Origin of the sequence: Bacillus sp. AFS012607, from assembly GCF_002558005.1 — a bacterium.
GTDB lineage: Bacteria > Bacillota > Bacilli > Bacillales > Bacillaceae_G > Bacillus_A > Bacillus_A thuringiensis_S.
This window is the reverse complement of the sequence record NZ_NTVM01000010.1, coordinates 254,546-267,273: the sequence shown is the minus strand read 5'-3', so window position 1 is coordinate 267,273 and position 12,728 is coordinate 254,546. Positions and strand designations below refer to the sequence as shown.

The following is a 12,728-nucleotide window of genomic DNA, read 5'->3' as shown; positions in this document are numbered from 1 at the left end:
GGAACAAAATTCTTTATAACATAAGAATTTTGTTCCCTTTTTAAGCATTCCTAAGTAACTCTTGCATATCGCTTGGAATCTTTATAGTGAAAGACATTTCTTTCTCTAAAATAGGATGATAAAACGTCAAAGATTTACTATGAAGTGCTTGCCGTTTCATTTCATCCCTTCTTCCTCCATATAAGTTATCACCAAGTAATGGATGTCCTATATGAGCCATATGCACACGAATTTGATGCGTTCTTCCTGTCTCAAGCTCCAGCGCTACATGTGTCTTATGATATGTACTATCAATTACTTTAAAATGAGTAACTGCCCTTTGTCCATCCTCACAAACCGTTCGCTCAATAATGCTATCAGATTTCCGACCAATTGGTGCATCAATCATTCCTTCTCGTTCTACCATCTCACCGTGAACAATTGCTTCATACGTTCGTTTCACAGCTTTTTGTTGATGCTGCTTCGATAAAAGATGATGCACGAAACGATTTTTTGCAATAAGCATAAGCCCTGAAGTATCACGATCTAACCGTGTTACAATGTGTACTGTACTTGCAAGATGCTGCTTATCATAATGAGATAAAAGCGCATTGGCAACACTCCCTGTCGGATGTTCCCTAGATGGAATCGTTGACATGTTCGCCTCTTTATTAATGATAAGAACCGCATCATCTTCATATACAATGCATAAAGGGATATCTTCTGCAATCATCCCTTCACTTCTTTCCTCCACTGGAAAAAAGATGCGTAATTCTTCACTAGCTCGCAACTGATGACGAACACTCGCATGTTGACCATTTACTTCAATTGCCCCGCCGTGAAACTTTATATCCGTTAAAGCGGCTTTAGAAATACCTTTCGTTTTCAAAAATTCCCTAACTAAAGTACTCTCTTCAGCCAGTCCTATATCCCATTTCAATGTAAATCTGTTCAAATTTATAACCCTTTCTATTTATCTGCAACAAACGAGTCACGAACTCGTTTCCAGAACGGGAACGGGCGGAAACGAACAAATCGTACTTTCTCGTTTGCGACGCGATACTGGATTGATTTCACATCTTGATGAACCATCGTTAAATGATCCACTGTAATTTGTAAGTTCATTCCTGCAGCTGGCTTTAACACACATGTATGGTGCTTCGGCAATACGAGTGGCGATCCCACAGTACGAAACACACGATTGTTAATGGACGCCATTTCTGCAATTTGAATCGCTTCAATAGAAGGGTGAATAATTGCTCCGCCAAGCGCTTTATTATATGCAGTACTTCCTGAAGGAGTAGAAATACAAAGGCCGTCCCCGCGGAATGTTTCAAAATATTCTCCGCGTATTTCTACTTCTGTTACTAATGTACCTTCTGCACTTTTTACAGTCGCCTCATTCATCGCCAAATACTGTGACTCTTTACTTCCATTCACATAGCGAATAATCACTTCTAAAAGCGGATATTCCACCACTTGGAATGGTGTTTTCGCAATCGCAATTACTAATTTCTCTACTTCTGTCGGTAACCAATCTGCATAGAAACCTAAATGTCCTGTATGTACACCAACAAATGCTGTTTCATCCAATCGATTATAATAACGATGAAACGCATATAAAAGCGTTCCATCTCCCCCAACAGAAATTACAATATCGGGTTCCTTTTCATCCATTGTAAATCCAAAATCTAACAAGTACTCTTTCATCGTGCTTGCCAGTGTATCTGATGATTGATCTCCCTTTGACATAATTGTAAATTTCATCGCCCAACACCCTTTAGTTTATGATTCGGAATCTTTCGTTTCTTGCTTTCTTGAAAAAGCCTTCTGCGCTTCTTGAATCTCAAGACGAATAGAAGACATTTCTTCATCTAATAAAAACGCCGCTTCCGCTGCACGTTGCAAGCGTATTTTAATATCTTCAGGAAAACGTCCACTATATTTATAATTTAAAGAATGCTCAATTGTTGCCCAAAAGTTCATTGCTAACGTGCGTATTTGGATTTCTACCAATACTTTTTTTTCTCCCTGAATCGTTTGAACGGGGTAACTAATGACAACGTGATAAGAGCGATAGCCGCTATCTTTCTTTTGCGTGACATAATCACGTTCTTCCACGATTTCAAAGTCATTTCGTTTTCGAAGATATTCTACAACAGGCTTAATCTCATCAACAAATTGACACATCATTCGAAGGCCCGCGATGTCTTGCATATCTTCTCTCAGCCGATCTAGCGGTACATTTCTCTTCTCCGCTTTATCAATAATACTAGCAACCGACTTTACCCTTCCTGTTACAAACTCAATTGGAGAATGCTCTGTCAACATTGCAAATTGAGTACGCATTCCTTTTAGTTTCACTTTCAGCTCTGCCACCGCTTGATGGTAAGGTGCTAAAAATTCTTCCCAATTTCGATTCATTTCAACCACCACCAAAATCAATCCATTTGCTTATAGAAATACTTTTTCTACAGCAGTTACTAGTTCTTCTCCGTAATTTGCATTACCTTCAATATTTTCAACTAAATATTCTACTTCTTCTTTTAAATTTTCTAATTCCATTTCAACGTCATTCACACGAACGAACATTACTATATCGTTATTCATCGCTTCATGCATTGCTTCCCAGCATGTGTGCGGAATACTTACATAAATGAAAGATGATTCGTTTTCTAAAATATATAAAAATGATAAATTGTCTGAGTCTACAAGTACGTGATTACGCGCACTTAACTCCTTTACCTCTATTTCATTATTTTCCGCACAAAAAATAAGCGCATTCTCTCTCTTTTCTACGCTCTTAACTTGAATTTTATTTTGCATGCTCTAACTCCTCCATCTCAACTTCCTGTCTTACTTAACAGTATTATTGTATCATAACATGGACGCAAACAAATAAAACATTGAACCAAATTTATGAAAAAGCGATAATGTGTAAAGAATTATTTTTTAAAAGGAGCGCGCATACAATGACACAAGAAATTGAAATTGAATTTAAAAATATTGTTACAGAAGAAGAATTCGATACATTATGTAAATCATTCTCTATTGAAGCATTTACGAAACAGGTGAATCACTACTTTGAAACACCGGGCTTCTCGTTAAAAGAAGCCGGCTCTGCACTTCGTATTCGTCATAAAGGAGAAATTTATACATTAACATTGAAACAACCTGCAGAAGTCGGCTTGTTAGAAACGCATCAAGTCGTAACAGAAGACGAAGCAAGAATGATGATGGAAACAAACGTAATCATTCCAGGGGCTGTAATGGATCAACTACACAAATTACAAATTCCTGTTTCCACTTTAACTTATATGGGTAGTTTAACAACTGAAAGAGCCGAAGCATTATTTAAAGGCGGAACGCTTGTCTTTGATCATAGTTTCTATTACAATCACGATGATTATGAAATTGAATTTGAAGTGCAAGATGAAGAAACAGGAAAAGCTGCATTTATTCATTTATTAACGCAACATAACATACCTGTTCGTCATACAAATAACAAAGTAAAACGCTTTTTCCTTGCCAAACAAAACAAAGCACGCTAAAGTGAAAATTCCACTAGTGAATATGTTTCACTAGTGGATACATCTTACTAAAAAAGTTTACACCCGTAGAATAAGCAAAGAATGTTTGAGAAGGCTGTTTATTTGCCCTCTCGAACATTCCATTGCTACAATAGATATACATTTCATGGAAAAAGGAGTTTATAAAGGATGAGCAAGCAACCGATGACACCATTTGAAGCAATTGGCGGTGAACAATGCATTGCAATATTAGTAGATACATTTTATTCCTATGTCAGTAAACACCCTGACTTATCTCCCATCTTCCCGGAAGATTTAACAGAAACCGCTAGGAAGCAGAAGCAATTTCTAACACAATATTTAGGTGGTCCTAATTTGTACACTGAAGAACATGGTCATCCTATGTTAAGGGCACGCCATCTTCCGTTTGAGATTACTCCAAAACGAGCAGAGGCTTGGCTATCATGTATGGAGCAAGCAATGGATGATACTGGAGTGCATGGTCATATAAGAGAGTTTGTTTTTGAACGTTTAGCATTAACCGCTCAGCATATGGTTAATACTCCAAACGAAACAGGTGAAGTGTAATGGATAAGCAGGAAGCAAAGCATATAAATATGCCATCTCCTTCCGCATGCGAGCATAAGTCTGTAGAAGCATATTTATTTATTGATCCACTTTGTAAAGATTGCTGGGAAATTGAGCCTTTTATTATTAAACTATGGCTTGAATACGGGAAATACTTCTCTATTCGTCATATCGTAACAGGAAAAGTGGATGGAACGAACGCTTCCTCACACAAATGGAATAAACCTGCTAATATTCGATTTGTGTGGGAAAAGACAACAAGTTTACAAGGTTTTTCATGTGATGGAAAGGTACATATGCAAGAAGCATCGTCAACACCATATTTAGTTTCGATGGCAATTAAGGCGGCGGAGTTGCAAGGCCGAAAAGCAGGTTCGAAGTTTTTGCGAAAACTCCAAGAATACATTTTCCTTGAAAATGTATCAAACCCTGACTGCGAACTATTACTTGCATGTGCGAAAGATAGCAATATTGATGTAGAAGAATTTAAAAAAGATCTACATTCTGCTAGTGCAAAAAAAGCTTTCCAATGTGACTTGAAATTCACGAATGAGATGCATATTACAGAAATACCCTCCCTCGTCTTTTTTCATGCGAACTCAGATGAAGAAGGTATTAAAATCGCTGGAAATTATTCCTACGATGTATACGTACAATTATTGAAAGAACTTGTAAAATGTGAAATTGAGCCAGAACCATTACCACCTTTAGAAGCATTACTAGAAGCAACACAATTTATATCTTCAAAAGAAGTAGCATTTATTTATGACTGTCCGCAGCAAGAAATTGAGCGCGAACTTAAAAAATTACAACTGAAACGAAAAGTACAAATGATTGAAGTAAAATGCGAACGTTATTGGAAATGGATAGCAAAAGAAAAAGACCTGGTGTAAACACCAGGTCTTTTTCTTTACGGCTTATAAAAATATTAAAGGGGATGGGAGAAATTTTCACGTTCAAACAAAGGGGTATATGTTTGTATGTGAATTCGTTCACGCTTATTATATTACAAGATTCGACGCCAGATGACAACCCCTTTTGTCGAAATTCACACTTTTGTCACATTCTAAACGTTTTCATTTTTGAATAAGCTATAAAAAAGGTCATTTAGGGGGGTTATTTATGAAAAAATCTTATATTGCTCTTCTCTTTCTAGCTGTCATCGTTTCTTTTTTCTTGTACATCCTCTCTCTACTACAAGCTTTTCCTAAAATTATTGCCTTACCTCTTTTATTTGGAATCATCGTTATCACTCTCTCTTATTTCAATCATAAAAAAAGATTCAAAGGGTTTTAATTTCAAAAATCAGCTGTAAAACTATCCTTTCAGTTAGAAAAACAAAGAAATTCACCTTATTTTTTCGACAAATATCGACATTGAATTTATTCAACAAAAAAGACGAGGATACAATCTCTCGTCTTTTTTCATTACTTTTCTTCAAATAATAATGCTTCTAATTCATTTAATTTCTCTTCAAATACTTGTAGTGCCTCTTTTACTGGTTCAGGAGATGCCATATCTACTCCTGCTTTTTTCAGCACTTCAATTGGATAATCAGAGCTTCCTGCTTTTAAGAACTCGTTAATATAACGTTCTACTGCTGGTTGTCCTTCTTCTAAAATCTGTTTAGATAGAGCTGTCGCTGCACTAAATCCTGTTGCGTATTGATATACGTAATAGTTGTAGTAGAAGTGCGGAATACGAGACCATTCTAAACCAATCTCTTCGTCGATTACTAAAGCGTCACCGAAATATTTCTTATTTAAATCGTAGTAGATTTCCGTTAGCATGTCTGGCGTAACAGCATGTCCTTCTTGTACTTTCTTATGAATAATATGTTCAAACTCTGCAAACATCGTTTGACGGAATACAGTACCACGGAATCCTTCTAAATAATGATTTAATAAATATAGACGCTCTTTCTTATCTTCTGTCGTTTTTAATAAATAATCATTTAGAAGCGCTTCATTACAAGTTGATGCCACTTCTGCTACGAAGATGGAATAATCACCATATACGTGCGGTTGTGTTTTTCTTGTATAGTAACTATGCACCGAATGACCAAATTCATGAGCAAGTGTAAATAAATTATTTACATTATCATGCCAGTTCATTAAAATATACGGATTTGTTCCATATGCACCAGATGAATATGCCCCGCTTCGTTTTCCTTTATTCTCATACACATCTACCCAGCGATTTTCATATGCTTCTTTCAAAATATCAACATATTCATCACCAAGTACGTTTAAAGATTTTAATAAAAGGTCTTGCGCTTCTTCGTATTTCACATTCATTTTCACTTCTGGTACAAGTGGTGTATATAAATCATACATATGAAGCTCATCAAGTCCTAATGCACGCTTACGAATATCGATGTAACGGTGTAATAAATGTAAGTTGTCATTTACCGTTTCAACAAGTTGATCATATACTGCTTCTGGAATATTATTATTGCTTAGTGCAGCTTGGCGAGCAGAATCATATTTACGAACACGCGCATTGAAATTATTACGTTTTACTGCTCCGCTTAACGTACTTGCGAATGTATTTTTAAATTTCCCGTACGTTTCATATACAGCTTTAAATGCATCTTCGCGAACACGGCCATCATCACTTTCTAAAAACTGAATGTAACGACCATGTGTAATTTCTATTTCTTCTCCGTCTTCACCTTTAATAGATGGGAATTTTAAATCCGCATTATTCAACATACCAAATGTATTGCTTGATGAACTCATTACTTCAGGTGCTTCCGCTAATAAAGCCTCCTCAGCTTCTGATAATACGTGCGGGCGTTGACGTGTAATTTCTTCTAATGCATGTTCATATACACTTAAATCTCTATTTTCCTTCAAGAATGTTTGCAGTGTATCTTCTGAAACCGACAAAATTTCAGGTACAATATACGCTGTGCTACTAGATACTTGTGAATATAAATTTGTTGCGCGATCATTTAATGCTTGATATACAGAGTTTGTTGTATCTTGATCGTAACGCATATGAGCATATGTATATAGCTTACCTAATCGCATTGAAATTTCGTCTTCATATTGCAATGCCTCAAGTAAATTGTCCGCAGAGTCACCAAGTTTCCCTTTAAATTCAGTTAACTTCGGTAATAGCTCTTTAATAGCTTGGAATTCTTTTTCCCATTCTGCATCTGTTTGGAAAATATCTTCTAATCGCCACGTACTTGCTTCTTCAATCTCATTGCGATCTGGTAATGTTTTCGCTTTGTTTTGTTCAGACATTCTTTAAGCCCTCCTTTAATTATCTCTACTTAAGTACAATTCGTTTTTTTCTTATGTAATTCCTTCACAATCAGTCTTTATTATATCCCCTTTTCCTTCTCTCATGTTGTACTTTGCCTCAAATAAAGATAAGGCATACGCTAAACAAGTTTCATCATATTTCATAACTTCCTCCTCTGTTTTTAACATAACGATTCCCCTTATTTTCCGGTACTTATAAGTCTCCACTTTACGTAATACACCTGTATAACATAAGAATGTCATATATTCAGTAACTGCTACTTTCCATATATGCTTTGAAAAGTACGGGAGCATACGCCTTTTCGTATACTTTTTTACATAACTACACACATATTGAAGAGAAATACACTCTCCTACTGCAAGCTCCCCTATACACTTCATATATAGAAAAGCTTGCCATATAAATGGGTTTGTTTGAAAAGCAAATCCAGAAGGGAGTGGAACACCAATTTCAGAAGGAAAGCTCGCTGGGGTACATTTAAATTGATATAAGAGGCGTAATAGTGACTTATAATTATAATTCCAAATAGGCAAAGCATTTTTTCGAAAATAGTCCTTTCGTTGCTTCCATTCTCGGTCTAATATTTCTTTTTGGAAAGGAACAGGGGAAAAGAGTAATTCAAAAGTAGTAGTTTCAGTTGGTAAATATATAGTATGTGAGAAAGAGACGCTTGTAGAAAAAGAAGTGAGAAACGCGCATTTCATAAATGCTTTTTGTTTGGAACAGAAGAAAATAAGAAATGGTTGAGGATAAGATTGTAAGGAGAAAGCCATAAGTGAGGAAAATTTCATCCAATATGCAGATTGCTTTTTCAATTGATTTCCACCAATGATCCAAATGACCTGTATACCCGCTCGCCAATACGAATAGGTTCGTTTGTACAGCTGCTCTATAGAAAGATTTGCGCATTGGTATTCAATCGCAATTTTTCTCCCTGCTCTCTCTATAAAAATATCTGGTCGTTGCTGAATCTGGGGCAGATAATGCTCTATATCTACATGAAAGTTTTGACGTTCGAACCATCTATATAACAATTCTTTACCGTGCCTATGATACATAGATTCCGCTTCATAAAAGGCAAGACATGAATCCACTTTTTTATGAGCAAAATGCCAACTTTTTTGTTTCCCTAATTTCATTTGTACTTCCTTTCCACAAGCTACACAAAAGAATCGTTCCTGTTGACGCATACGGCGCAAAAGCTCTTCATTACAATTGTAGAGTAAATGAATTTTTTCTCCGTTTTCTCTTTTAGCTATAAATATCGTAATCACATCCTTTCAGCTCTTTACATTCTACAATTTATTACAAATTCCTTTAAAAAAAGAGATGTCCCAATTTCGGACATCTCTTTTTATAATAAAGGGGATAATAACCGGTACGTTGATTCAACAATTCGTCTATGAAGACGCCTTTTATGAAAATGATCGACATGAATTTCACTTGATTCTTCTAAATCATCTTTAAAGTCTTGAACAAGTCTTTTAATGCTATCTGTATCATATAAAAAGGCATTTACTTCAAAATTCAAATGAAAACTTCTCATATCCATATTAGCTGTCCCAATTGAAGCTAAATCAGAATCGACAATGACAACTTTACTATGGAGAAAACCTTTTTCATACTCATATATCTTTACCCCTGCATCTAAAAGCTCTGGGAAGTACGATCTCGATGCGTAAAAGACAGTACGCTTATCAGGCTTACTCGGCATTAACAAACGAACATCAATACCAGCAAGCGCAGCTACCTTTAATGCGGATAAAATATCATCATCCGGAATGAAATACGGCGTTGCAATCCAAATAGATTTCCGAGCAGAAGCGATCATTGCGAAATATAAATGCTTAATCGTTTCCCACTTATTATCAGGGCCGCCTGCAACGAGCTGCACGCCTCCCCAATGATCACCCTCAACTGCTTTTGCTTGTAAATATTCAGGAGCTAGCACAGCCTCTCCAGTCATATAAAACCAATCTTGAAGGAAAATAAGCTGTAAACTTTGAACCGCTTCACCACGTAAATACAAATGCGTGTCTCGCCAAAAGCCAAAATATTTACTTTTCCCTAAATACTCATCACCGATATTTAATCCGCCTACAAACCCTTCGTTCCCATCAATCACAACAATTTTCCTATGATTTCGATAATTAATCTTATCGTTTAAAATCGGAAAGCGCACAGGAAAAAACGGAATCATTTCAACACCTGCATCGTTTAATTCTTCAATATACGATTTTGATAACTTAAAACTTCCAACCGCATCATATAAAAAACGAACAACAACGCCTTCTTTTGATTTTTGTATTAAAATATCTTTAATTTCTGTTCCTAATTTATCATCACGCACAATGTAATATTCCATATGAATGTGATGTTTTGCTCGTTTTAATCCATCTAAAATGGCCTGAAACGTTTCATCTCCATTTGTTAATGTCCTCGTTTCAGTTTGAAATGAAATATTTAAAGCGCCTAAGCGATCCGCTAAACGAAATAACAGCTCTTGATGCTTATGATTGCGTAAAATTCTTTCTTCGTAATCTTCATGCCCTTTATATTGTAAAAACGCCTGTTCATCAAGTAACGCCTTCTTTTGAAACATTCTTTTTCTCCGAAAATTTTGTCCAAATAATAAATAAGCAAAGAAGCCAAATACCGGAAAAATCCCTAACACAATTAACCATGTAAGTGTTTTAGATGGATGGCGATTTTCTAAGAAAATAACGCAACCAATTAAAAACGCAGATACTGTAAATAAAATACTAATAATACCTAAAATCGAAACATCTTTTATCCCAATCACATCTGAATAAAATGCTACATCAATAAACATACGTAACGAAACAAATAATGCGAACAATAGCAGGATAAAGAAAATCAGCTTTAACGTATTTTTCATCTCTTACCTCCTAACTAAGAAAGCTTTCCTATTCTTCATATAAAAAGCCGATTTCATACTACAGAAATCGGCCTACGTTTTAGCAGGAAAATTATTGCGAATCGTTTCAAGCGCATGCTCTTTCACAATTTGTTTTCCATACTCACTTACACGATGAATTGTTAAAGTTGATTCTTCCCCATATTCTAAAATAATACTTAAAATACGATCGATTTCTTCTTCATCATGTAGCACTTCATCGAATTCCACATATACATAATAGCGGTTCTCAAATGAATACAGCTCATCTTTTATATCTTCAAAGATAAGACGATGACTTAATGAAATGACATCTTCAAAATCATTAAATTTAATTAAAAAGCCAAACGTACCATCTTCATTAAAGTTTGTTCCTGTTTGTTCTTCTACCTCTTCGACTAACTCTTGTTGGAATAATGATTCGATGCCTTCATCTAGAGGAATATCTATAATTTTGTCTACCCCTATCGGTAGTTCCAGCTTTTGTCCGTCCTTTGAAAGCTCTGCTTTCGTGACAAGTACTTCAATCCCTTTATCGACTGCTTGCACTTGAATCCATAACGGCCCATCAATAAAGAAATCGTCATGATCACGAGCTTCGTCCATCATCTCCCAAAAGAGCTCTTCACTTCGTTCGCGATCATACCAAATTTCTTCACGATTAAATCCTCTATCCTCTATATCAATGTACGTAATAAAAAATTTCATCGTATGATCATTAATTCTTTCAATATCCAAAATACAACTCTCCCTTCCTGCTTAGAATTGTTATGAAGGGATTCCCCACTCATATGACAAATCAATAGATTCTTGTACTCTCATTTTATGATAAGATTCTCCAGAATGGAAATAAAATCGATTTATTTTACAAAAATAGTTATATGCCTATCTTTACTCGATCAACTACATAAATATATTATTATAGCGATTTCTTACTTACAAAAAATTTGGACATACATTTCCACATTCCCCCGTACACTTTAATAAAGTGAAACTTCTATTGGAAGAGATTATTTAACAACAACTTTCTTCATCACATACATACAGTTCGCTTATTAAAACATCATAAATGGAGGCAGACGAATGGACTTAGAGTTTTTAACATCCGTACTAATGATTGTCGGTATCGATGTTGTATTAGGTGGTGACAATGCAATTGTCATCGCACTAGCTAGCCGAAATTTACCTGAATCGAAACGAAATAAAGCTATTTTGATTGGTACTCTTTTAGCAATCGTACTAAGAATTGCCCTTACTATATTAGCTGTCTATTTACTCGACATTCCATTTCTACAACTGATTGGCGGGGTTTTACTTACATTAATTGCAGTCAATTTATTAACTGATAATAACAACGATCTTTCTGCTATTCAAGGAAAAACAACTTTATTCCAAGCTGTGCGGACAATTGTTTTCGCGGATCTCGTTATGGGGTTTGATAATGTTATTGCCATTGCAGGTGCAGCTCACGGGAGATTTTTACTCGTCATAATTGGCTTACTCATTTCTATCCCTATTATTATTTGGGGCAGCAAACTTATTTTAATACTTATGGAACGATTTCCATTCCTCATTTATTGCGGTGCAGCGATTCTTGCCTATACTGCAGGAAAAATGGTTACACATGAAGACAGACTTGCCACCTTTTTTCATAACAACCCAAGTTTCACTGCAAGCATTCCTTATTTGTTCATTTTCACTATTTTATGCATCGGCTTTATCGTACAACAAGTTCGATTACGCAATGTGAAACATTAAAAAAAACCTTCTACTATATAATAGGTAGAAGGTTTTCATATTATTATAATTAATTTACAAGACGTTGTGCTTCACGTAATTGGAACGTTCTTACTGTACGTGGTAAGAAACGGCGAATTTCGTCTTCGTTGTAACCAACTTGAAGGCGTTTCTCGTCAATCATAATTGGACGACGTAAAATCCCTGGATAGTCACGAATCATCTTATATAAATCTTGAAGTGGTAAAGATTCTAAGTTTACATTCAATTCTTGGAAAACTTTCGAACGAGTAGAAATAATCTCATCCGTTCCGCTTTCTGTCATACGTAAAATCTCTTTAATTTCCTCAATTGTTAATGGATCTGAGAAAATATTACGTTCTGTATAGGGAATATGATTTTCCTCTAGCCATAATTTCGCCTTTCTACAAGACGTACAGCTTGGAGAACTATATAATGTTACCATACAAAGCTCACTCTCCTTAAAGAGTACAAATTCTGTACTAAATACAGTTTTAATTTCTAACTTCAGCAATTTTTCGCGATAACTTGTCTTATTGAAAAGTACAAAAATCGCATTTCATGTAAGCAACAACTTATAATAAACAACAATTACTTTTAATAAGTAACTTCTATAATCATTATACAATAGATTTTGCAAGAAATATACAGTAAATTTCCTGCTAGTTGAGAAAACTCTT

14 protein-coding genes are annotated in these 12,728 nt (G+C 35.4%); 5 read left to right on the top strand and 9 right to left on the bottom strand.

Annotation, left to right across the window (positions count from 1 at the left end):
• Positions 1-40: 40 nt before the first annotated feature.
• From CN409_RS11735 to CN409_RS11720, 4 genes are read right to left on the bottom strand one after another with little or no spacing between them, the layout of a single operon-like run.
• Positions 41-934 (bottom strand): RluA family pseudouridine synthase, encoded by an 894-nt coding sequence (locus CN409_RS11735; RefSeq protein ID WP_001079127.1) that lies wholly within the window; start codon positions 932-934, stop codon positions 41-43.
• 14 nt (positions 935-948) lie between these two features.
• Positions 949-1,746: an NAD kinase gene (locus CN409_RS11730; protein WP_000673196.1), complete on the bottom strand. Its 798-nt coding sequence runs from the start codon at positions 1,744-1,746 to the stop codon at positions 949-951.
• Positions 1,747-1,764: 18 nt separating this feature from the next.
• A complete protein-coding gene (yjbM, locus tag CN409_RS11725) occupies positions 1,765-2,403 on the bottom strand; it encodes a GTP diphosphokinase (RefSeq protein ID WP_001081480.1) in 639 nt (212 codons plus the stop codon).
• A gap of 30 nt (positions 2,404-2,433) precedes the next feature.
• Positions 2,434-2,805, bottom strand: a complete 372-nt coding sequence (locus tag CN409_RS11720) for a UPF0738 family protein (RefSeq protein WP_001179996.1) — start codon at positions 2,803-2,805, stop codon at positions 2,434-2,436.
• A 146-nt stretch (positions 2,806-2,951) separates the two neighbouring features.
• On the opposite strand from CN409_RS11720, the gene CN409_RS11715 reads away from it, so the two are divergent.
• The 4 genes from CN409_RS11715 to CN409_RS31810 all read left to right on the top strand — a co-directional run bounded on the left by CN409_RS11715 (position 2,952) and on the right by CN409_RS31810 (position 5,393).
• Positions 2,952-3,530, top strand: a complete 579-nt coding sequence (locus tag CN409_RS11715) for a CYTH domain-containing protein (protein ID WP_000191102.1) — start codon at positions 2,952-2,954, stop codon at positions 3,528-3,530.
• 168 nt (positions 3,531-3,698) lie between these two features.
• Positions 3,699-4,097: a globin domain-containing protein gene (locus CN409_RS11710; protein ID WP_000043386.1), complete on the top strand. Its 399-nt coding sequence runs from the start codon at positions 3,699-3,701 to the stop codon at positions 4,095-4,097.
• The gene (locus CN409_RS11705; RefSeq protein ID WP_000360643.1) at positions 4,097-4,990 is read left to right on the top strand and encodes a ClpXP adapter SpxH family protein; all 894 of its coding nucleotides are present in this window, start codon (positions 4,097-4,099) and stop codon (positions 4,988-4,990) included. Before CN409_RS11710 ends, CN409_RS11705 begins: the two co-directional genes overlap by 1 nt.
• 229 nt (positions 4,991-5,219) lie before the next feature.
• Positions 5,220-5,393: a hypothetical protein gene (locus CN409_RS31810; protein WP_000750354.1), complete on the top strand. Its 174-nt coding sequence runs from the start codon at positions 5,220-5,222 to the stop codon at positions 5,391-5,393.
• Between the two features lie 131 nt (positions 5,394-5,524).
• Here the strand turns inward: CN409_RS31810 and pepF are convergent, their stop codons facing one another.
• The 4 genes from pepF to mecA all read right to left on the bottom strand — a co-directional run bounded on the left by pepF (position 5,525) and on the right by mecA (position 11,028).
• Complete coding sequence (gene pepF, locus CN409_RS11695; protein WP_097980916.1) at positions 5,525-7,351, bottom strand: oligoendopeptidase F; 1,827 nt, start codon at positions 7,349-7,351, stop codon at positions 5,525-5,527.
• 51 nt (positions 7,352-7,402) lie between these two features.
• Complete coding sequence (locus CN409_RS11690; RefSeq protein WP_000628322.1) at positions 7,403-8,647, bottom strand: competence protein CoiA; 1,245 nt, start codon at positions 8,645-8,647, stop codon at positions 7,403-7,405.
• Positions 8,648-8,727: 80 nt separating this feature from the next.
• A complete protein-coding gene (locus tag CN409_RS11685; RefSeq protein WP_000799189.1) occupies positions 8,728-10,272 on the bottom strand; it encodes a cardiolipin synthase in 1,545 nt (514 codons plus the stop codon).
• 72 nt (positions 10,273-10,344) lie between these two features.
• The gene (gene mecA, locus CN409_RS11680) at positions 10,345-11,028 is read right to left on the bottom strand and encodes an adaptor protein MecA (RefSeq protein WP_000350716.1); all 684 of its coding nucleotides are present in this window, start codon (positions 11,026-11,028) and stop codon (positions 10,345-10,347) included.
• Between the two features lie 345 nt (positions 11,029-11,373).
• On the opposite strand from mecA, the gene CN409_RS11675 reads away from it, so the two are divergent.
• The gene (locus CN409_RS11675; protein WP_000362600.1) at positions 11,374-12,048 is read left to right on the top strand and encodes a TerC family protein; all 675 of its coding nucleotides are present in this window, start codon (positions 11,374-11,376) and stop codon (positions 12,046-12,048) included.
• A gap of 49 nt (positions 12,049-12,097) precedes the next feature.
• On the opposite strand, the gene spx is transcribed toward CN409_RS11675, so the two are convergent.
• Positions 12,098-12,493, bottom strand: coding sequence for a transcriptional regulator Spx (gene spx / locus CN409_RS11670; RefSeq protein WP_000258267.1), 396 nt, complete (start codon positions 12,491-12,493; stop codon positions 12,098-12,100).
• Positions 12,494-12,728 lie beyond the last annotated feature (235 nt).